The sequence below is a fragment of the Zoogloea sp. JDB1 genome, assembly GCF_056724025.1.
The window spans coordinates 1,803,308-1,823,539 of sequence record NZ_CM161496.1; the positions used below are offsets into that span (position 1 = coordinate 1,803,308).

The 20,232-nt window shown below is 65.5% G+C and carries 16 protein-coding genes; 8 read left to right on the plus strand and 8 right to left on the minus strand.

Annotation, left to right across the window (positions count from 1 at the left end):
* Nucleotides 1–99 precede the first annotated feature (99 nt).
* The 7 genes from AC1PPK_RS07995 to ubiD all read left to right on the plus strand — a co-directional run bounded on the left by AC1PPK_RS07995 (nucleotide 100) and on the right by ubiD (nucleotide 9,026).
* A complete protein-coding gene (locus tag AC1PPK_RS07995) occupies nucleotides 100–762 on the plus strand; it encodes a TetR/AcrR family transcriptional regulator (RefSeq protein ID WP_481117308.1) in 663 nt (220 codons plus the stop codon).
* Nucleotides 759–1,892 carry an efflux RND transporter periplasmic adaptor subunit gene (locus AC1PPK_RS08000; RefSeq protein WP_481117309.1) on the plus strand — a complete coding sequence of 378 codons (1,134 nt, stop codon included), beginning with the start codon at nucleotides 759–761 and terminating at the stop codon, nucleotides 1,890–1,892. The genes AC1PPK_RS07995 and AC1PPK_RS08000 overlap by 4 nt, the downstream gene beginning before the upstream one ends.
* Entirely contained in the window at nucleotides 1,889–5,068 is a 3,180-nt protein-coding gene (locus AC1PPK_RS08005; RefSeq protein ID WP_481117310.1) for an efflux RND transporter permease subunit, read from the plus strand. The genes AC1PPK_RS08000 and AC1PPK_RS08005 overlap by 4 nt, the downstream gene beginning before the upstream one ends.
* Before the next feature lie 83 nt (nucleotides 5,069–5,151).
* Nucleotides 5,152–5,805 (plus strand): protein-L-isoaspartate O-methyltransferase family protein, encoded by a 654-nt coding sequence (locus AC1PPK_RS08010; protein ID WP_481117311.1) that lies wholly within the window; start codon nucleotides 5,152–5,154, stop codon nucleotides 5,803–5,805.
* An 11-nt stretch (nucleotides 5,806–5,816) separates the two neighbouring features.
* A complete protein-coding gene (locus tag AC1PPK_RS08015) occupies nucleotides 5,817–6,140 on the plus strand; it encodes a rhodanese-like domain-containing protein (RefSeq protein WP_481117312.1) in 324 nt (107 codons plus the stop codon).
* Between the two features lie 21 nt (nucleotides 6,141–6,161).
* Nucleotides 6,162–7,478 carry a TolC family outer membrane protein gene (locus AC1PPK_RS08020; protein WP_481117313.1) on the plus strand — a complete coding sequence of 439 codons (1,317 nt, stop codon included), beginning with the start codon at nucleotides 6,162–6,164 and terminating at the stop codon, nucleotides 7,476–7,478.
* Between the two features lie 75 nt (nucleotides 7,479–7,553).
* Nucleotides 7,554–9,026 carry a 4-hydroxy-3-polyprenylbenzoate decarboxylase gene (gene ubiD / locus AC1PPK_RS08025; RefSeq protein WP_481117314.1) on the plus strand — a complete coding sequence of 491 codons (1,473 nt, stop codon included), beginning with the start codon at nucleotides 7,554–7,556 and terminating at the stop codon, nucleotides 9,024–9,026.
* A gap of 50 nt (nucleotides 9,027–9,076) precedes the next feature.
* Here ubiD and AC1PPK_RS08030 read toward each other — a convergent pair whose 3' ends face one another.
* The 8 genes from AC1PPK_RS08030 to tkt all read right to left on the minus strand — a co-directional run bounded on the left by AC1PPK_RS08030 (nucleotide 9,077) and on the right by tkt (nucleotide 18,678).
* Nucleotides 9,077–9,562 carry a hypothetical protein gene (locus tag AC1PPK_RS08030; protein ID WP_481117315.1) on the minus strand — a complete coding sequence of 162 codons (486 nt, stop codon included), beginning with the start codon at nucleotides 9,560–9,562 and terminating at the stop codon, nucleotides 9,077–9,079.
* A gap of 6 nt (nucleotides 9,563–9,568) precedes the next feature.
* Nucleotides 9,569–10,666: a flavin monoamine oxidase family protein gene (locus tag AC1PPK_RS08035; RefSeq protein ID WP_481117316.1), complete on the minus strand. Its 1,098-nt coding sequence runs from the start codon at nucleotides 10,664–10,666 to the stop codon at nucleotides 9,569–9,571.
* Between the two features lie 217 nt (nucleotides 10,667–10,883).
* On the minus strand, nucleotides 10,884–11,468 hold the full coding sequence (locus AC1PPK_RS08040) for an alpha-ketoglutarate-dependent dioxygenase AlkB family protein (RefSeq protein ID WP_481117317.1): 585 nt from the start codon (nucleotides 11,466–11,468) through the stop codon (nucleotides 10,884–10,886).
* 4 nt (nucleotides 11,469–11,472) lie between these two features.
* The gene (locus AC1PPK_RS08045) at nucleotides 11,473–12,810 is read right to left on the minus strand and encodes a (Fe-S)-binding protein (RefSeq protein WP_481117318.1); all 1,338 of its coding nucleotides are present in this window, start codon (nucleotides 12,808–12,810) and stop codon (nucleotides 11,473–11,475) included.
* 124 nt (nucleotides 12,811–12,934) lie between these two features.
* The gene (locus tag AC1PPK_RS08050; protein WP_481117319.1) at nucleotides 12,935–14,095 is read right to left on the minus strand and encodes a GGDEF domain-containing protein; all 1,161 of its coding nucleotides are present in this window, start codon (nucleotides 14,093–14,095) and stop codon (nucleotides 12,935–12,937) included.
* Nucleotides 14,096–14,272: 177 nt separating this feature from the next.
* A complete protein-coding gene (locus tag AC1PPK_RS08055) occupies nucleotides 14,273–15,457 on the minus strand; it encodes a phosphoglycerate kinase (RefSeq protein ID WP_481117320.1) in 1,185 nt (394 codons plus the stop codon).
* A 67-nt stretch (nucleotides 15,458–15,524) separates the two neighbouring features.
* Nucleotides 15,525–16,553, minus strand: a complete 1,029-nt coding sequence (gene gap, locus AC1PPK_RS08060) for a type I glyceraldehyde-3-phosphate dehydrogenase (protein WP_481117321.1) — start codon at nucleotides 16,551–16,553, stop codon at nucleotides 15,525–15,527.
* Between the two features lie 94 nt (nucleotides 16,554–16,647).
* A complete protein-coding gene (tkt, locus tag AC1PPK_RS08065) occupies nucleotides 16,648–18,678 on the minus strand; it encodes a transketolase (RefSeq protein WP_481117322.1) in 2,031 nt (676 codons plus the stop codon).
* Nucleotides 18,679–18,847: 169 nt separating this feature from the next.
* Between tkt and AC1PPK_RS08070 the strand changes: the two genes are divergently transcribed.
* Entirely contained in the window at nucleotides 18,848–20,230 is a 1,383-nt protein-coding gene (locus tag AC1PPK_RS08070) for a hypothetical protein (protein ID WP_481117323.1), read from the plus strand.
* Nucleotides 20,231–20,232 lie beyond the last annotated feature (2 nt).

The window sequence follows — 20,232 nt, forward strand, 5'->3', positions numbered from 1 at the left end:
GCGCACCTGAGTTGGCGTGCGCCGGTCACTTGCATTCGTACTTTACTCGGCAGGGCGTTTTGGCTAGATTACTGACTAGTCAGTCAGTAATTCAACGCCATGAGCTCCACTGAACCCGCCCGTCGCCAGCGCCGCAAGGAAGCCCGCCCATCCGAACTCGCCGCCGCGGCGCTGTCCCTGTTCATCGAAAAAGGTTTCGCGGCGACGCGCCTGGATGAGGTGGCGGCCCGCGCCGGCGTCTCCAAGGGCACGCTGTACCTGTATTTCGACAGCAAGGAAGCGCTCTTCAAGGCGGTCATCGAAGAGGGGGTGGTGCCCCTTTTCAATGAGCTGGAAGCCAAGCTGGAAACCCTCAAGGACGACCCGGAGCGTTTGTTGCGGGAGATCCTGCTCGATTGGTGGGAAAAGTTCGGCCAGACCGAGCTGGGGGGCATTTCCAAGCTGATCATCGCCGAGGCTGGCAATTTCCCCGAGATTGCCCGCTATCACCATGAGGCCGTGATCGTGCGCTGGATGGCCCTGCTCGGCAGCGCCATCGACATCGGCATCGCGCGTGGCGTGTTCCGCCCGCTGGATGTGCCGACCTTGCGCCAGCTGGTGTTCTTCCCACTGCTGATGCTGTCGATCTGGAAAAACTCGATGGCCAGTTGCGTGGTGGGCTGCGAGGCGCCGAGCCTGGTGCCCGACGGTTATTTCGACACCTATTTCGACATGATCTTCCGCGGCCTGCTGGTCGCGCCCCGCGAGGAGTCCGCACGATGACGCGCAATCTGGCCCTGAGTTTCCTTGCCGTGGCGGTGCTGGCCGCCTGTTCGAAGCCGGCGCCGGTGGCCGAGGCGCCGCGTCCGGTGATGGTCCACAAGCTGGCCCTGGCGCCAGTGGCCGCCGGTGCGCTGTATGCCGGCGAGGTGCGGGCGCGCTACGAGTCGGACCTGGCTTTCCGCATCACCGGCAAGATCGTCGAACGCCGCGTGGACGTGGGGTCGGCGGTGAAGCCCGGTCAGGTGCTGGCGCGGCTGGATCCGACCGATGCCGGCCTCAACGCCGAAGCGGCCCGCGCCCAGCTGGCGGCGGCGCAGAACGAATATGCCTTTGCGAAGGCCGAGGTCGAGCGCTACCGGGACCTGGTTGGCAAGAACTTCGTCAGCCGCAGCGTGCTGGATGCCAAGGAGTCCACCTTCAAGTCGGCCGAGGCGCGCGTCGCCCAGGCCAGCGCCCAGGCCAGCGTGGCCGGCAACCAGCGTGGCTACACGACCCTGGTGGCCGATCAGGCCGGGGTGATCACCGCGCTCAGCGCCGAAGTCGGGCAGGTGGTGAAGGATTCCGCGGTCGTCATGAAGCTGGCCCGCGACGGCGAGCGGGAGGTGCTGATCGCCGTGCCGGAAGGTCGTTTGTCCGCACTGCGCGCCGCGAAGGACGTGGAGATCCGCCTGTGGTCCCAGCCCGATGCAGCCCTGCGCGGCAAGGTCCGGGAGATTGCGCCGAGCGCCGACGCGGCAACCCGTACCTACGCGGTGCGGGTGAGCATCGTCGATCCGAGCCCGGCGGTGCAGCTGGGGATGACCGCCAACGTGGTGCTGCCGGACGTCCAGGCGGCGGCCGGGGCCTTGCTGGTGCCGGCGTCGGCGGTCTTTGAGCATGACGGACGCAGCGCGGTGTGGGTGATGCAGCCCGAAGGCGCGCTGGTCAAGCCGGTGCTGCGGCCGGTGACGGTGCGCCAGTACCGGGAGGACGGGGTGTTGATCGCCGACGGCGTGAAGCCCGGCGAGACCATCGCCGCTGCCGGTGTGCACAAGATCGTCCCCGGCCAGCTGCTGCAGCCGGTGGCGCCCGGTCAGTCCGCGCCTGCGCCGGCTCCGCTGAGCGTGAAGGCGGCGGGGGGCGGCGCGTGAAGCACTTCAACCTGTCGGAATGGGCGCTGCGCCACCAGCCCCTGGTCCGCTACCTGATCGTCGCGCTGGCGCTGGTTGGCATCCTGTCCTACCAGCGGCTCGGCCAGTCCGAGGACCCGCCCTTTACCTTCAAGGTGATGGTGGTGCGCACCGAATGGCCGGGGGCGTCGGCGAGGGAGACCGAGGAACAGCTGACGGACCGCATCGAGAAGAAGCTGCAGGAAGTCCCCAACGTGGACTACATGCGCAGCTATTCGCGGCCGGGCGAGTCGGTGGTGCTATTCGTCGCCAAGGACTCGACGCCAGCCAAGGAGGTACCGGACATTTTCTACCAGGTGCGCAAGAAGATCGGCGACATCAAGGGCACGCTGCCGGCGGGCATCCGCGGGCCCTACTTCAACGACGAGTTCGGCGACGTGTTCGGCAACATCTACGCGCTGACCGGAGACGGATTCGACTATGCGCGCCTGAAGGCCGAGAGCGACAAGATCCGCGCCGAGCTGCTGCGGGTGCCCAATGTGGCCAAGGTGGACCTGATCGGCGAGCAGGAGCAGCGCATTTACGTGGAGCTGTCCAACACCAAGCTCGCCACCCTCGGGCTGGACGTGCAGACGGTGACCGATGCGCTGGCGCGCCAGAACGCGGTGGCCCCCGGCGGCTACTTCGAGACCAAGGACGAGCGCATCTACCTGCGCCCGAGCGGCGCCTACGACACCGTCGAGGCGATCCGCGAGACGCGCATCCAGGCCGGCGGGCGGGAATTCCGCATCGGTGACATCGCTACCGTCGCGCGGGGCTTCGTCGAGCCGCCGGCGCCGCGCTTCCGCTTCCGCGGCCAGGACGGGCTGGGCTTGGGCGTGTCGATGGCCAAGGGCGGCGACATCATCGCGCTGGGCGACGACTTGAAAACCACCGTGGCGCGCATTCAGGCGCAATTGCCGGTCGGCCTGGAGCTGACGGAGGTGGCCAGCCAGCCGGAGGCGGTGCAGCGCTCGGTCAGCGAGTTCGTGCACTCCCTGGCCGAGGCGGTGATCATCGTGCTGGTGGTGTGCTTCTTCTCGCTGGGCCTGCGCACCGGCCTGGTGGTGGCGCTGTCGATCCCGCTGGTGCTCGGCGTGACCTTCTTCGGCATGCGCCTGTTCGACGTGGGCTTGCACAAGATCTCGCTGGGCGCGCTGATCCTCGCGCTGGGCCTGCTGGTGGATGACGCCATCATCGCCGTCGAGATGATGTTGGTGAAGATGGAGCAGGGCTGGGAGCGCTCCAAGGCTGCCGCCTTCGCCTATACCAGCACGGCGGGCCCGATGCTGTCCGGCACGCTGGTGACGGTGGCTGGCTTCCTGCCGATCGCCACTGCGCAGTCGTCCACCGGCGAATACACGCGCTCGATTTTCCAGGTCAATGCGATCGCACTGCTGGCCTCCTGGCTGGCTGCGGTGGTGGTGGTGCCCTACCTCGGCTACGTGCTGCTGCCCGATCCGCGGGCGCCGAAGAACACCAGCTGGTTTGCGCGCCGTTTCCCGCGCCTGGAGCGTCTCAAGGACCGCATCGGCCTCGGCGACCCACATGTGGAGGGCGATGAGGATGCGGTGTTCCGCACGCCCTTCTACAACCGTTTCCGTGCGGTGGTGGATTGGTGCGTGGCGAAGCGTTGGGTGGTCATCGCCACGACGCTGGGGATCTTCGCCGTGGCGATCGTCGGTTTCGGCCTGGTCCAGCAGCAGTTCTTTCCCAACTCCACGCGGCTGGAACTGCTCATCGACCTGCGTCTGCCGGAAGGCGCCAGCTTGCGGGCGACCCAGGCCGAGGTGGAGAAGCTGGAGCGTATCCTCGACAAGGAGGACGGCATCCAGAACTACGTGGCCTACGTGGGCACCGGCAGCCCGCGTTTCTACTTGCCGCTGGACCAGCAGCTTCCGGCCACCAATTTCGCCCAGTTCGTGATCCTGACCGACAGCATCCCGGCGCGGGAGGCGCTACGGGAACGGATGATCGAGCTCTTCAAGGGGGATTTCGCCAATCTGCGCGCCAACATCACGCGCCTCGAGAACGGTCCGCCGGTGGGCTTCCCGGTGCAGTTCCGCGTCAATGGGCCGGACATTGCGACGGTGCGCCATTACGCGGCCGAGGTCGCCGCGGTGATGCGCGGCAATGCCAGCCTGTCCGACGTGCAGCTCGACTGGGATGAGCAATCGAAGGTGCTGAAGGTCGAGGTGGATCAGCACAAGGCACGCCTGCTGGGGCTGTCCACGCAGGACGTGGCGAATTTCCTGAATACCTCCCTGCGCGGCCTCGCGGCGACCAGCTACCGGGAGGGGATCGAGTCGATCGACGTGGTATTGCGCGGTGATGCCTTCGAGCGCAACAAGCTGTCCCTCGTCGCCGAACTGGCGATCCCGACCCGCAGCGGCAAGTCGGTGCCGCTGGGCCAGGTGGCGACGGTCAGTTATGCCTTCGAGCAGGGCCTGGTGTGGCGCCGCAACCGGGAGCCGAGCATCACCGTGCGCGGCCAGATCTACGACAGCCGCGTCCAGGCGCCGACCGTCACCGCCCAGGTGGAGCCGCTGCTCGCGCCGCTCAAGGCGCGCCTGTCGGCCGGCTACCGCATCGAGACAGGCGGCGCGGTGGAGGAGAGCGCCAAGGGGCAGAGCTCGGTCAATGCCGGCTTCCCGCTGTTCTTCGGGGTGGTGTTTACGGTGCTGATGGTGCAGCTCAACAGCTTCTCGCGGACCGCGATGGTGGTGCTGACCGCGCCGCTGGGGCTGATCGGCGTGGTGTTGTTCCTGCTGCTGTTCAAGCAGCCTTTCGGCTTCGTCGCGATGCTCGGCACGATCGCGCTGTTCGGCATGATCATGCGCAACTCGGTAATCCTCGTCGATCAGATCGAGCAGGACATGCACAAGGGCCTGCCAGCCTGGAACGCCATCGTCGAATCGGCGGTACGGCGCCTGCGGCCGATTGCGCTGACCGCGGCGGCGGCGGTGCTGGCGATGATCCCGCTGACCCGCAGCGCCTTCTTCGGGCCGATGGCGGTGGCGATCATGGGCGGGCTGATCGTCGCCACGTTGTTGACCCTGTTGTTTGTGCCGGCGCTGTACGCCGCGTGGTACCGGGTGAAGCCGGTGCCGGCGGGCGGGAGTGCTACGGATGATCTGCGCAGTGCACAACTGAGCTAAAATCCGAAAGTTTTTTCGCAACCAATTCAGGCATGCAGATCATCAATATTAGCTTGTGCTAATATTTATCCGGGAGTCACACAATGAATTTCGAACAAGCACGATTCAACATGGTTGAGCAGCAGGTCCGCCCCTGGGAGGTTCTGGACTTCGGCGTCCTCGACCTGCTGATGAGCGTTCGCCGTGAAGAGTTCGTGCCGGAAGCGTACAAGTCTCTGGCCCTGTCGGAAGCCGAAATCCCCCTCGGCCACGGCGCCAGCATGCTGGTCCCGGTGATCGAAGGCAAGATCCTGCAGGCCATCCAGGTCAAGCGTTCCGACAAGGTGCTCGAAGTCGGCGCCGGCTCCGGCTACTTCGCCGCGCTGCTCGCCGCCAAGGCCGACTGGGTGCGCACCGTCGACATCGAGCCGGCGCTGGTCAACATGGCCCACGATAACCTCAAGCGCTACGGCGTCGAGAACGTCATCGTCGAGGAAGGCGATGCGGTGTGCGGCTGGGCCAGCAGCGCGCCCTACGACCTGATCGTGGTGTCCGGCGGCGTGCCGCAGATTGCCGATTCCCTGCTGGAGCAGGTGAAGGTCGGTGGTCGCCTGTTCGCCTTCGTCGGCGAAGCGCCGCTGATGACCGCGACCCTGGTGACCCGCGTGTCCGAAAGCCAGTTCCGCACCGAGTCCCTGTTCGAAAACCTGGTTCCGCTGATGCGCAACGCGCCGCAGAAGAGCCATTTCACTTTCTGAGCACAGCCCACATGAATCACATCACCCCTCCGCAACTGGCCGAATGGCTGCAGGACGAGAGCCGTCCGTCGCCCTTCCTGCTCGACGTCCGGGAGCCTTCCGAATTCCAGTACTGTGCTATTCCGGGCTCGGTGCTGATGCCGATGGCCAGCGTGCCGGCCCGCATGCAGGAATTGGAGCCGGATGCGGAGATTGTGGTGATCTGCCATCACGGCGGCCGCAGCATGCAGGTGGCGATGTTCCTGGAGCGCCAGGGCTTCACCAAGCTGATCAATCTGGCCGGTGGGGTTGCCCAGTGGGCGGCCCAGGTCGACCCGAGCATGCCCCAGTACTGAGAGACAGGGACGGAGCACGGCATGAAGCGTCTGGCGGTGGCGATGGTAGCGGGGCTGTTGACGGCGGGCGTGTCGGCGGCAGATCTGGAACAGGTCTATCGCGATGCGCTGGCCTACGATGCACCGCTGGCGGCAGCCCGGGCCTCCCTCGCCGCCGGGCAGGAAAAGCTGCCGCAGGGGCGTGCCGGTTTGCTGCCAACCATCGGCCTGTCCGGCAACACCAGCTGGAACGATATGGATCCGCGCCGTCCGGCGGGTTCCTCGGTCGGCTTCAACAGCCATGGCTGGCAGGTGCAGCTGACCCAGCCCCTGTTCCGCTGGCAGAACTGGGTGCAGTTCAAACAGGGCGAAATCCAGGTGGCACTGGCCGAGGTGCAGTACCGCCAGGCACGCCAGGATCTCGCCTTGCGCGTCTCCCAAGCGTATTTCGACGTGCTGACCGCTCAGGACGTGCTGGCGGCGGCCGCTGCCCTGCATGAGGCGAACAGCCAGCAGCTTGAGTTGGCGAAGAAGAGTTTCGAAGTGGGCACAGTCACCATCACCGACGTGCACGAGGCCCAGTCCCGGGCCGACTTGTCGACAGCGCAGATGATTGCCGCCGACAGCGACCTGGCGGTCAAGCGTCATGCGCTATCGGTGCTGACCGGCAAGGACACCGATGGTCTGAAGGGCCTGCGCAAGGGCGTTACGCTGAGCCGGCCCGAGCCGGGTGACATCCAGTCGTGGGTGACGGCCTCGGAAGGCGGCAACCTGTCCGTGCAGGCGGCCCTGCTGGGTGTGGAACTGGCCGGGCGTGAGGTGGAGCGCAACCGCGCCGGCCATCTGCCGACGGTGGACCTGGTGGCCAGTCACGGCAATACCGTGTCGTCGACAGCGGCCTTCATGCCGACCGCGCCGGTGCGCTACGACATCGATTCGACGGTGATCGGTGTGCAGGTGGCGGTGCCGCTGTTCCAGGGCGGGGCGACCACGTCCCGCGTCCGCGAGACGCTGGCGCTGCGCGACAAGGCCGGCGCCGATCTCGACAATGCGCGCCGCAATTCCGCGCAGGGCGCCCGCCAGGCCTATCTGGGCGTGACCAGCGGCCTGGCCCAGGTGAAGGCCTATGAGGCGGCGCTGCTGTCGTCCACCTCGGCCCTCGACGCCAACAAGCTCGGCTACGATGTCGGCGTGCGCATCAACATCGACGTGCTGAATGCGCAGAGCCAGCTTTACGATACCCAGCAGCGGCTGGCCAAGGCCCGTTACGATACATTGCTCGCCCAGCTGCGCCTGAAGGCGGCGGCGGGCACCCTCGGCGACGAGGACGTCAAGGCGGTGAACGCCTTGCTGGACTGAATCACTCCTGCCTCTTGGCAAGTAACGGCCGCAACAGCGGCCGTTCGCTTTTCAACCCTTCCAGTCATTCCTTCCATGCGATACACAGACCTGCGGGATTTCATCAGCCAACTGGAACGCCTCGGCGAACTCAAGCGGATCCGGACCGAAGTCGATCCGCATCTGGAAATGACCGAGATCTGCGACCGCGTGCTGCGTGCCGGTGGGCCGGCGATCCTCTTCGAAAATCCCAAGGGCCATCGCGTGCCGGTGCTGGCCAACCTGTTCGGTACACCGCAGCGGGTGGCGCTGGGCATGGGCGAGAGCGGGGAAGATTGGCAGGGTGCCCTGCGTGACGTTGGCAAGCTGCTGGCTTTCCTGAAGGAGCCGGAGCCGCCGAAGGGCCTGAAGGATGCCTGGGACAAGCTGCCGGTGTTCCGCCAGGTGCTCAACATGTCGCCGAAGACGGTGTCGTCGGCGCCCTGCCAAGAGGTGGTGAAGGAGGGCAAGGACGTGAACCTCGCCGAGTTGCCGATCCAGCACTGCTGGCCGGGTGACGTGGCGCCGCTGATCACCTGGGGCCTGGTGGTGACCCGCGGCCCCAACAAGACCCGCCAGAACCTGGGCATCTACCGCCAGCAGGTGCTCGGATCCAATAAAGTCATCATGCGCTGGCTGGCCCATCGCGGCGGTGCGCTGGATTTCCGCGATCACCAGCTGGCCAATCCGGGCCAGCCCTTCCCGGTGGCGGTGGTACTGGGCTGCGATCCGGCGACCATCCTCGGCGCGGTGACGCCGGTGCCGGACAGCTTGTCCGAATACCAGTTCGCCGGCCTGCTGCGCGGCGCCAAGACCGAGCTGGTGAAGTGTCTGGGTTCCGACCTGCAGGTGCCGGCCTCGGCGGAGATCGTGCTGGAAGGAGTGATTCATCCCGGCGAAACGGCCCTCGAAGGGCCTTACGGCGACCACACCGGCTACTACAACGAGCAGGCCGAGTTCCCGGTGTTCACCATCGAGCGTATCACCAGCCGGCGCGACCCAATCTACCACAGCACCTACACCGGTAAGCCGCCCGACGAGCCGGCGATGTTAGGCCTGGCCCTCAACGAGGTCTTCGTGCCGCTGCTGCAGAAGCAGTTCACCGAGATCGTCGATTTCTACCTGCCGCCGGAGGGCTGTTCATACCGGCTGGCGGTGGTCAGCATCAAGAAGCAGTATCCGGGGCACGCCAAGCGCGTGATGTTCGGTATCTGGAGCTTCCTGCGCCAGTTCATGTACACCAAGTTCATCATCGTGGTGGACGACGACGTGAACATCCGGGACTGGAAGGAGGTGATCTGGGCGCTGACCACCCGCATGGACGCGACGCGGGACACTACCTTGGTGGACAATACGCCGATCGATTACTTGGATTTCGCCAGCCCGGTTGCTGGGCTGGGTTCAAAGATGGGCCTCGATGCGACCAACAAGTGGCCGGGCGAGACCCAGCGGGAATGGGGTACGCCGATCGTCATGGACGCGGCCGTCAAGGCGCGCGTCGATACGATGTGGAGTGAGCTGGGGCTCTGACGGCGTGGATTCCGGCCGTGCAGTTCCGTGGCAGGCCTGCCGGCCGCCGTTCAGGCGGCCACGCTCGCCATCGCGTGACTGCCGGTATCTACCAGCAGGTCGTTGGCGGTCAGCGCGAAATCCTTCCACGCGGCGGCTAGCTCCCGGCGCATTTCCAGCTGATAGTCCACGCTGGGCAGGTGCTCTTCGGCAAAGTTGGAGATCGCGCAGGAGCTGCGATTGAAGCGTAGCGCATCGTCCAGCAGGGCTTCGCAGAAGCCCTGGAAGGGCTCCAGTATGCGCAGCGTAAGTTCCGACCAGCCGCGCTCCACGCGTACGCCCTGGCTGTCGAAGGGGAGCTCGTAGAGCATTTCCAGCGCTTCGCGGAAAAGGACTGCAGCCGTATCGAGAATGGCCTGCTGGGTCAGGTGCTGGCGCCGTTGGGCCGACAGGTTGCGATGCAGGGTGATCCGGTAGCGGTCGAAGCTTTGCTTACGCTGCTTGGCAACCCAGGCCGAAAAGCGGGCGACGCACAGGTCGTTGGTTCCGATGCTCATGGTGTTTCAGTTCATCAGGGCCCGGTCAAGGGCCAGTTCCTTGAGGATGCGACCGGCTGCCTCGAGGGCGCCTTCCATGTAGCCGCCGCCATAGCTGGCCGTTTCCGAGCCGCCGAAGTAGAGCTTGTCGTTCCAGTGGGACAGGCGCAGCGCCCGGTTCCCGTACTCCGGATGGCCGTCCGGCGGGGTGTGGTCGAGGAGGCTGCAGGTATAGGCTTCCGATGCCCAGTCCTGGATGACCGGCGTGCTGCGCTCGGCGGCGGCGCCGAACAGCTGCACGAGCTGGCTGCGCACCAGCATCGGCAGGCCGCTGCGGAAGGACTCCCGCAGGGCCGGCGGCATGGCGACGAAACCGCCGAGGGCGGCACGGCCGGCCGGCTCGTCGCTGGCATCGAAGACTTCGGCCAGCACCGCCTGCGGATGGGTGACGAAGGCGTTGCCCGTGTGGCCGGCGTCATGCCAGAAGGGGCGTTCGAAACCGCACAGGGCCTTTGCGCTGCCTGCCATCCAGGTTGGCGTGTCGCGCAGGATCTGGCGCAGCGGCGCGGCAAGGGCTGGCGAGAAATCCACCCTCTCCTCGAGCAGGCGTGGCGGAACGGCCAGCACCACGTGGCGTGCCTTGACGGTGATCGGTTCGTAGCCGCGGAGAAAGTGCAGTTCCACGTGATCGTCGCAGTTGCGGACGGCCATCAGCACGTGGCCGAAGTTCAGGCTATGCCGCGGCAGGCGTTTGGAGAGGGCTGTGATCAGCGCACCGAAGCCGCCGGAGATCCGCCGGGCGCCGCCATGGACCGGACCCGCTGACAGCGTGGCCGGGCCGGCGCTGGGATCCTTGAGGTGCAACACGGTCTCGCCGTCGGCCTGGGCAAACTGGTGCAGTCCCAGGTCAACAATCAGCCGGGCGATGCGGGGTTGGGTATCCGGCCAGAACCAGGTGGGACCCAGGTCGGCGGGCAAGCCGGGTGTGGCGTCGTCGCTGGACAGGATGCGACCACCGAGGCGCGTGCGGGCTTCGAACAGGGCGAATTCTTCGCCGCGCGACGCGAGGCCGTTGGCAATCGCCAGCCCGCACAAACCACCGCCAACTATGACCGTATCCAACATGCTGCTGCTCCGGATGATCGTTATGGCCAAAGGTGCAGCAAGCTTTGTTCCATGTCCTTGAAAAAACTACGATTCATTTTTAAGTATATGAATCTAATAATTATTGTTTCAAGGGCTGGTATTTTTAAAAACCATTTGATCGTGTCGGATTTGTGCCTTCAGGAGACATTTCCGCACCGTTGTAGGTTGACCTGCCTTTGCGATTGGTGCGCGAATGTCATGCCGCCGGGCGTACCAGGCGGAAGGTCAGGTTGAGGCGCGGGGGGATGACCAACGGATCCGCCAGGACGGCATGCTCCCAGACCTGCTGGAAAGGCGGGTCCATGACCAGGAGAGTGCCGGAGGGGAGGGGGACATGCAGGGCCTCACCCAGCGGGCGGGGCCGGACCGAGAAGTGGCGGGTGGCACCCAGGCTCAGGGAGGCGATGGCCGGAGCGGGGCCCAGATCGGGTTCGTCGTCGGCGTGCCAGCCCACGGCATCCTGGCCATTGCGGTAGAGGTTGAGCAGGACGGCATTGAAGCGTAGCCCGGAAACCCGTTCGATCTGCTCGCGGAGGGCCCGCAGCGCGGGCGTCCAGGAGTGGGAGTTGTGCAGGTTGTCCGCATAGCGATAGTCGATACCGGGATCGGCGTACCAGGCCTGTAGGCGGGGCAGCGCGAAGCGTCGGCCGGCGGCCAGGTAGTAACCGTCGTTCCAGGGGGTTTCGGCAAGCAGTTGGTGGAACAGCTGGTCTGCTTGCACCTCGTCGAACAGGCGGCCGATGCGCAGCAGCGGGAGCGTCCGCATCGCGGTGAGCGACATGCCGTCAGGCCAGGGCACGTTCAAGCAGGACCGCCACGTGCTGCGCCTGTCGCTCCGCGCCTTCAAGGATCTGGTGGCGACAGGAGAAGCCGTTGGCGAGCACCGTTGCGTCGGGGGCTTTGCGTAGTGCCGGCAGGAGGTCGAGTTCGGCCATCTGCAAGGAGATGTCCCGGTGTTCGGCATCGAGGCCGAAGCTGCCGGCCATGCCGCAACAGCTCGCTTCGATGAACTCGAATTCGAAGTCGGGAATCAGGCGCAGCACCTTGCGCAGGGACTTCATTGCGCCGACGGCCTTCTGGTGGCAGTGGCCATGTACCAGGGTCTTGCCGGCAGGCAGGGGCTTCAGCTTGAGCTGCAACTGCTTGCGATCATGTTCGCGGGCGATGAATTCCTCGAAGAGGTAAACCTGCTTGGCAAGCCTTTCCGCGTCGGCGCCGAGGCCCAGTTTGAGATGATCGTCACGCAGGGACAGGATGCATGATGGTTCCAGCCCGACGATCGGAATACCTGCCTTCAGGGCTGGCCGCAGGGCCGTGTGCATGCGCTGGGCTTCGGCGCGGGCTGCCTCGACCTGGCCCAGGGACAAGTAGGTGCGGCCGCAGCACAGGGGGCGCGCGGGTTCGGCGTCGTCGGCGGATGGCTCCAGGCTGATGACGCGATAGCCGGCGGCGCTGAGGACCGTGTGGGCGGCCCGGGCGATGGTCGGGTCGAAGTGGCGCGCGAAGGTGTCCACGAAGAGCATGACCTCGCGCCCGTCGGCATTGCCGGCGAGAGGTGGCTGGTAGGCTTCGGGGCTGGGTTCGGGCAGCATGCGCCGGGTTGATATGCCCAACCAGCGTTCACCGAGCCGGGCCAGCAGCGGCAGGCGATTGCGCAGCTTCACCAGTTGGCGGAGCAGGCTTCCATGCTGCGCCAGTAGCCGGGGCAGCGCGGCAAAGAGCCTGTCGCGGCGCGGCGTGCCCAGGGCCAGATTGCGTTGGGCCTGATATTCGATCTTGATTGCCGCCATGTCCACCTGGTTGGCGCATTCGCGTTTGCAGCCCTTGCAGCCGACGCACAGGTCCATTGCGGCGGCCAGGCGGGGATCGGCGAACGGCGCCTCGCCCAGCTCACCATTGAGGGCGGCTTTCAGCAGCAGGACGCGCCCGCCGGGAGACTGGCCGGGAGCATCAGTGGCGCGGAAGCTGGGGCACATGACGCCCTTCGGCTTGCGCTGGCACAGGCGGTCACTGATGCAGACCGCGACGGCCTTGGCAAAATTGCCGCCGCTGGCTGGAATCCCGGCATAGGCGTCGCCTTGCCCGGCGGTCTCATAGGATGACCAGTCCAGTTGATGTTTCATTGCTCTCTCCGTACCGGAGAGAGCAAGCAAGCTGAGTGCCAGGCTACTTTTCTTTATAGATCAACTGATTGTCTTGGCTGCTTGTGTCGCATCTGCGACAAATGGGGCGTGGTGAGGCCGGCACTCAGGCGGTGTGCCAGCGGTTGCCGCCCGCAGCCTTGGCCTTGTACATGGCCTGATCGGCCAGGGCCAACAGATGGTTCAGGTCGTAACCCTTGTCCGGGTAGCAGGACACGCCGATGCTGATACCGAGTCGGCAGCCGGGGAAGTCGCTGCCGGGCAGGGCTACCACGCTGGCGATGATCCGTTCGCAGAACAGCTCGATATCTCCGTCTCCGTGCAGTGCGGGGCAGAGCATCACGAATTCGTCGCCGCCGATCCGCGCCACGATGTCGGTGGCGCGGGCTGCGCTCTCGAAGCTGTCGGCCAGGCTGATCAGAATCTGGTCGCCGGCAAGATGGCCGAAGCTGTCGTTGATCGGCTTGAAGCCGTCCAGATCGAGCATCAGCAGCGTGCCGGCCTGGGTATCGACGTGGGCTCGCGACAGGACGCCTTCGGCGGCATCGACAAACGCCTTGCGGTTGGCGATGCCAGTGAGTGGATCGTGGCGGGCCATTTCCCGCCAGCGGCGGCTGTCGGCCTCCACACTGCGATACTTGCCCAGCATGCCGAAGACGATGATCAGGAAATTGGCAAGCGCCAGTACGAAAGCGCCGGTCTGGATCGCACGCAGTTCGCGGGTTCGGCGCACGGATTCCTGCTCGAGCGCCGAGGTCAGGGTGTTCATCAAATCCAGGATCTCACGGTTGTGGCGGACCATGTAGTCTGCCGCGAAGGCGAGTTCGCTCGCATCGGTGTGGGGCTGGGCGGCCTGGAAGGCGATGCCTTCGACTGGGGTGATGAGCTTGCGGGCCGTTTCCAGCGCTGGGGCTCCGGCGTCGCCAACTTTTTCCAGCAGCAGGGGTTTGCCATCGCCGCCGAGGGTGCTTCCGCCTTCCGCAAACGCGTTCAGCGTCCGCCGGAACAGTCCGAAGGCCTCGCTGAACTCCTGACGTGCGGTATCGGAACTGGCGTTGGGGACGGTGGCCAGCAGCAAGGCCTTGGTGGTCTGCTGGGACAGCATCCGTTGGCGCCCGGCCAGATTGATGGCCACTGCATCGCGGGCGACCTGCTCGGCAATCCACAGATTGATCAGCAGCACCGTCAGGTCGAGGGCCACGAACATCACGATGGCTGCCATCAGGCGGCGGGGCGATCCGAGAAGCGCGCTGACCGGAATGGGCATGGATCGTGTCTTTCTTTTACTCGGGAAGACGGGGCACCAATACAAGTGGATATCGTATGAGTTAACGTCAATGACGTGCTCATTCTGACGCGCGTCATCAGAGAAGGCGACTATTGGCGGCGAAAATGAAAATGCGGCCCGGTTGGGCCGCATTCCGGTACGCTGGGGCAGATCCGCTCAGTCGTTGAAGCGGGCTTCCAGCGCAGCGATGGCGGGCAGGGTCCGGCCTTCGAGGAACTCGAGGAAGGCGCCGCCGCCGGTGGAGATGTAGCCCACGTCATCGGCGATGTGGAACTTGGCGATGGCGGCCAGCGTGTCGCCGCCGCCGGCGATGGAGAAAGCTTCCGAATGGGCGATGGCCGACGCCATCATCTTGGTGCCGCCGGCGAACTGGGGTAGTTCGAAGACGCCGACCGGGCCGTTCCAGACGATGGTGCCGGCGTTGGCGATGATCTGGGACAGCTTGGCGGCAGCCTTCGGGCCGACGTCGAGGATGCGGTCGTGAGGGCCGACTTCATCGACGGAGACCTTGTTGGCGCGGGCCATGGCGGACACTTCGTCGGCGACGACGACGTCTTCGGGCAGCGGCACCTCGGCGCCGCGGGCCTTCATGATGTCCATGATGGCCTGGGCTTCCTTGACCAGCTCGGGCTCGGCCAGGGATTCGCCGATGCGCTTGCCGGAAGCCAGCAGGAAGGTGTTTGCGATACCGCCGCCGACGATCAGTTGGTCAACCTTGTCGGCCAGCGACTTCAGGATGGTCAGCTTGGAGGACACCTTGGAACCGCCGACGATGGCGACCAGCGGACGGGCCGGAGCGTGCAGGGCCTTGCCGAGGGCGTCGATCTCGGCGCCCATCAGGATGCCGGCGCAGGCGACCGGTGCGAACCTGGCGATGCCGTGGGTGGTGGCTTCGGCGCGGTGGGCGGTGCCGAAGGCGTCGTTCACGTAGACATCGCAGAGGGCGGCCATCTTTTTGGCGAGCTCTTCGTTGTCCTTCTTCTCGCCCTTGTTGCAGCGGCAGTTCTCGAGCAGCACGACCTCACCGGGGGCGACGTCGAAACCGCCGTCCACCCAGTTCTGGATCAGGCGAACCGGCTTGCCGAGCAACTGGCCGAGGCGTACGGCCACCGGTGCCAGCGTGTCATCGGCCTTCAGCTCACCCTCGGTCGGACGACCTAGGTGCGAGGTGACCAGCACCGCGGCTCCGCCCTTGAGGGCGTACTCGATGGAGGGGATCGAGGCGCGGATGCGGGTGTCTTCGGTGATGTTGCCGGCGTCGTCCTGGGGTACGTTGAGGTCGGCGCGGATGAAGACCTTCTTGCCCTTGACGTCGAGGTCGGTGAGTTTCTTGACTTGCATGATGATGTTCTACGTGTCGTCGGATGTGAAAACGCCCCGCACAGGGCGGGGCGTCGATACGGCGGAATTACTTGGCGTTCACGAAGGCGCGTGCCGCGTCGAGCATGCGGCAGGAGTAGCCCCACTCGTTGTCGTACCAGGCCAGCACCTTGACCAGCACGGAGCCGTCTTCGCCCTTGATGACGCGGGTCTGGGTGGCGTCGAAGGTGGAGGACACGGTGGTGTGGTTGAAGTCGGAGGACACCAGCGGCTCGGTGTTGACGGCCAGGATGCCCTTCAGCGGGCCGTTGGCCGCAGCGGTCATCAGCTCGTTGATCTCTTCCTTGGTGGTGGCGCGCTCGGCGGTGAAGGTCAGGTCCACCAGCGACACGTTGATGGTCGGGACGCGCAGCGCGAAGCCGTCGACCTTGCCGACCAGCTGGGGCAGCACCAGGCCGACGGCCTTGGCGGCGCCGGTCTTGGTGGGGATGATGTTGGCGGCAGCTGCACGGGCGCGGCGCAGGTCCTTGTGGCGGACGTCCACGGTCACCTGATCGTTGGTGTAGGCGTGGATGGTGGTCATCAGGCCCTGTTTGATGCCGACGCTGTCGGCCAGGATCTTGGCGACCGGAGCTAGGCAGTTGGTGGTGCAGGAGGCGTTGGAAACGACGGTCATGTCGCCCTTCAGGACCTCTTCGTTCACGCCCATGACGATGGTGGTGTCCACGTCGTCACCGCCAGGGGCGGAAATCAGCACGCGCTTGGCACCCTGTTCAAGCAGCGCGGCGGCCTTGGCCTTGGTGGTGTAGGCGCCGGTGCACTCCAGCAGCACGTCCACGCCGTGGGCGCCCCAGTTCACGCCCTTCGGATCCTTGGTGGAGTAGAACGGGATCTTCTTGCCGTCGATGATGATGACGTTGTCGCCTTCGGTTTCCACAGAGGTGGCGAAGCGGCCATGGGTGGTGTCGTACTTGAGCAGGTGGGCGTTGGTGGCCAGATCGCCGGAGGCGTTGATGGCGACCACGTCGAATTCATTTTGCAGACCCTGCTCGTAAATGGCGCGCAGCGTGCAGCGACCGATACGACCGAAACCATTGATGGCAACTTTGATGCTCATCGACTCTTCTCCCTAGTGTAAATGCACGAAACCGAAAATCACTGACATGCGGTGCCCTACGGCACCGCATGTATCGTTTGGGGCGCGCAGCCGGTCAGGCGAGGACCTTCCTGACCGCGGCAACCACGGCGTCGGCGGTGACGCCGAAATACTTGAACAGCTCGCCGGCTGGAGCGGATTCACCGAAGCGGTCCACGCCGATGACTTCGCCTTCCAGCCCAACGTACTTGCGCCAGCCGTCAGTGACACCGGCCTCTACGGCGACCCGTGGCAGGCCCTTGGGCAGCACGGAAGTACGGTAGGCCGCATCCTGGCGATCGAAGACGTTGGTGCTGGGCATGGAGACCACCCGTACGGCAATCCCTTCTTCGGCGAGCTGCTTTTGGGCGGCCAGTGCCAGCGCCACCTCTGAACCGGTCGCTATGATAACGGCTTGCGTGCCGCCAGCTTGTGAACCAGTGCCCGAATCGGACAGCACGTAGCCGCCGCGACGGATATTGGCGACCTGTTCGGCGTTGCGCGGCTGGAAGGGCAGGTTCTGGCGGGAGAAGGCGAGGGAACTCGGGCCCTCGGCGCGTTCGACTGCTGCCGCCCAGGCCACCGCCGACTCGGTGGTGTCACAGGGGCGCCACACGTCCATGTTGGGGATCAGGCGCAGGGAGGCCGTCTGTTCGACCGGCTGGTGGGTCGGGCCGTCTTCGCCAAGGCCGATGGAGTCGTGGGTGAACACGAAGATCTGGCGCACCTTCATCAGCGCCGCCATGCGCAGGGCGTTGCGGGCGTATTCGCTGAACATCAGGAAGGTGGCGGTGTAGGGCACCAGGCCGCCGTGCAGGGCAATGCCGTTGGCGATGGCGGCCATGCCGAACTCGCGCACGCCGTAATACACGTAGTTGCCGCCGCTGGTCTTGCTGACACCCTTGGCACCGGACCACAGGGTCAGGTTGGAACCAGCCAGGTCGGCGGAGCCGCCGAGCAGTTCCGGCAGCTTGGGTGCGAAGGCTTCGATGCTGTTCTGGCTGGCCTTGCGGGTGGCGATGGTCTCGCCCTTCTCGGCGACCTTGGCCAGTACCGCATCCACGTGGGCGTTCCAGTCGGCGGGCAGCTCACCGGCCATGCGGCGGGTGAATTCGGCGGCGAGTTCGGGGAAGGCCGTGGCGTAGGCGGCGAAGCGGGTGTTCCATTCGCCTTCCAGCGCGGCGCCCTTTTCCTTGGCATCCCAGGCGGCGTAGACGTCGGACGGCACTTCGAAGGGCGGGTGATTCCAGCCGATGTAGGCGCGGGCGGCCTCGATCTCGGCGTTGCCCAGCGGGGCTCCGTGTACGTCGTGGCTGTCCTGCTTGTTGGGGGCGCCGGCGCCGATGATGGTCTTGCAGCAGATCAGGCTGGGGCGGCCGGTTTCGGCCTGGGCGGCTTTGAGCGCGGCCTCGATCTCGACCGGGTCGTGGCCCTGTACGTCACGCACCACGTGCCAGCCGTAAGCTTCGAAGCGCTTCGGGGTGTCGTCGGTGAACCAGCCATCGACGTGGCCGTCGATGGAGATGTTGTTGTCGTCGTAGAAGGCGATCAGCTTGCCGAGGCCCCAGGTGCCGGCCAGCGAACAGGCTTCGTGGGAGATGCCTTCCATCAGACAGCCGTCGCCGAGGAAGACATAGGTGTAGTGAGCGACGATCTCGTGGCCGGGGCGGTTGAAGTCGGCGGCGAGGATCTTTTCGGCCAGCGCCATGCCGACCGCGTTGGTGATGCCCTGGCCCAGCGGGCCGGTGGTGGTTTCGACGCCGGGGGTGTAGCCGACTTCCGGGTGGCCCGGGGTGCGGCTGTGCAGCTGGCGGAAGTTCTTGAGGTCGTCGATGGACAGGTCGTAGCCGGTCAGGTGCAGCAGGGCGTAGATCAGCATCGAGCCGTGGCCGTTGGACTGCACGAAGCGGTCGCGGTCAGCCCACTTCGGGTTTGCCGGATTGTGGCGCAGGTGGTGGCGCCACAGTACCTCAGCGATTTCGGCCATGCCCATCGGGGCGCCCGGGTGGCCGGAGTTGGCCTTCTGGACGGCATCCATGGCCAGCGCGCGGATAGCGCCAGTCAGGGGGTTGAAGACGGGCAGCTTGACGTTACGCGTAGAAGACATCGAAGAACCTTCGGCCGGGGGAGCGGCGCGCAAAGACCGTAATTATCTTTGATTTCCGGGCACTTGGGTAGCCTCGTGGGGGGATAAGTGCGATCCGGGGCGGGGCGTACGGGGCCGTGAAAACTGCGGCATAATCGGGCGCCCACATTTACTTACATTCGTCCCGTCGATGTCCTTGCGCCTCCTTGCCGTGGCTGCCCTGTCGTGGGTGGCGCTGACCCTGAGCGGATGCAGTTCGGTCAAATACACCGTCGATGACGGCCGCAAGGTGAATGAAACCTTGCTCGCCAACCTGCGCCTGCTCGGCCATGGCGAACGCGCGCTGCGGCCGGCCATCGTGCGCACGGCGGCGCTGAAAGACCCGGATTGCAGCCATCAGTGGGAGCTGCCCTTCAGCGTGGCGACCAGCTATGAATGGGATGAGGACGATCGGGTGGCGTGGGTGCGGGCGCTGCAGGTAGACGAGCGCCTCACCGTCGTCGGTGCCGCGCCGGATTCCGGGCTGCAGGTCGGCGACAAGCTCGTCGAACTGAAGGGCTACAGTCGCAGGGACGCCAACAAGATGCTGGCCGAGCTGGCCGAATTACGCGACGACGGCAAGCCCTTCCCGGTCAAGACGGCGGAGGGCAAGACCGTGACGATCAAGCCGCTGCAGGTGTGCCGCGGCTATGCACGCCTGGCCCCGCCAGTCACGCCGACCTATCAGGATTACCACTGGCTGATGAGCATCTATCCGCTCAATGTGTTCGGCCCGCAGATCAGTCCGGATGAAGCCCTGTGGATCGTGCTCTGGACCCAGGGCTTGTCCGAGGAAGGCGGGGGGCGGATGAAGACCTATCACTACACCAAAGAGATTGTGTCTACGCTGTTTGAAATCGCCACGCTGGCAACCGGCCTCAATGCTGCGGCGCAGGCCGCCAAGGTGGCGGTCGATCAGGCCGCGCAGGCAGCGGCCGCGGCGGCGGCAAAGTCGGCGGGTGAGGCTATCGCGAAGCAGGCTCTGCAGGACGCAGCCCGCAGTATCGCCGAGCAGGCGGGCAAGGAATATGCACAGAAAGTGGGCGAGGAGATCGCCAAGTCGGCAGGGCGTCAGCTCGGTGGCGTGTTGCGGGACAGCTTCATGGCGCGGGTCGGCATGTCGGTGTCCAGCCTGTCGTGGGTGGCGACGACGGCCTTCGATGAGGCGGACCGCTGGGCCTATGACCGCATCGGCAAGCTCGGCGGCGATCCGCTCGCCGGCGCGACGCTGCATCAGAAGCTCTTCGATGCCAGCACGATTGCCAATCCCTTCGTTTTCGATGAGGACCGCCTGCAGCGCTACGCGGCACTGGCCCGCCAGACCCAGCGGGAGGAGATGCTGGCGGCGGTGCTGAAGGGCGAATCCCTGGATGTGTTTGCGCTGAAGATCGGTGATCTGCAGAGCGCCTCGGAAGAGAGCGGGCAGATGGCCCTGCAGATGGCCAGCGACGACGTGCCGCCCGCCGGTGCAGCGGGACAGGGCGGCTTGATCGATGCGATGCTGAGAATGCCTTTGGAATCGGGTGGAGACTGAGT

Coding starts and splice junctions, on each gene's coding strand:
- AC1PPK_RS07995 (WP_481117308.1), top strand. CDS start 100: ATGAGCTCCACTGAACCCGCCCGTCGCCAGCGCCGCAAGGAAGCCCGC.
- AC1PPK_RS08040 (WP_481117317.1), bottom strand. CDS start 11,468: ATGTCGCTCACCGCGATGCGGACGCTCCCGCTGCTGCGCATCGGCCGC.
- AC1PPK_RS08035 (WP_481117316.1), bottom strand. CDS start 10,666: ATGTTGGATACGGTCATAGTTGGCGGTGGTTTGTGCGGGCTGGCGATT.
- AC1PPK_RS08000 (WP_481117309.1), top strand. CDS start 759: ATGACGCGCAATCTGGCCCTGAGTTTCCTTGCCGTGGCGGTGCTGGCC.
- AC1PPK_RS08055 (WP_481117320.1), bottom strand. CDS start 15,457: ATGCAAGTCAAGAAACTCACCGACCTCGACGTCAAGGGCAAGAAGGTC.
- ubiD (WP_481117314.1), top strand. CDS start 7,554: ATGCGATACACAGACCTGCGGGATTTCATCAGCCAACTGGAACGCCTC.
- tkt (WP_481117322.1), bottom strand. CDS start 18,678: ATGTCTTCTACGCGTAACGTCAAGCTGCCCGTCTTCAACCCCCTGACT.
- AC1PPK_RS08070 (WP_481117323.1), top strand. CDS start 18,848: ATGTCCTTGCGCCTCCTTGCCGTGGCTGCCCTGTCGTGGGTGGCGCTG.
- AC1PPK_RS08020 (WP_481117313.1), top strand. CDS start 6,162: ATGAAGCGTCTGGCGGTGGCGATGGTAGCGGGGCTGTTGACGGCGGGC.
- AC1PPK_RS08045 (WP_481117318.1), bottom strand. CDS start 12,810: ATGAAACATCAACTGGACTGGTCATCCTATGAGACCGCCGGGCAAGGC.
- AC1PPK_RS08030 (WP_481117315.1), bottom strand. CDS start 9,562: ATGAGCATCGGAACCAACGACCTGTGCGTCGCCCGCTTTTCGGCCTGG.
- AC1PPK_RS08015 (WP_481117312.1), top strand. CDS start 5,817: ATGAATCACATCACCCCTCCGCAACTGGCCGAATGGCTGCAGGACGAG.
- gap (WP_481117321.1), bottom strand. CDS start 16,553: ATGAGCATCAAAGTTGCCATCAATGGTTTCGGTCGTATCGGTCGCTGC.
- AC1PPK_RS08050 (WP_481117319.1), bottom strand. CDS start 14,095: ATGCCCATTCCGGTCAGCGCGCTTCTCGGATCGCCCCGCCGCCTGATG.
- AC1PPK_RS08010 (WP_481117311.1), top strand. CDS start 5,152: ATGAATTTCGAACAAGCACGATTCAACATGGTTGAGCAGCAGGTCCGC.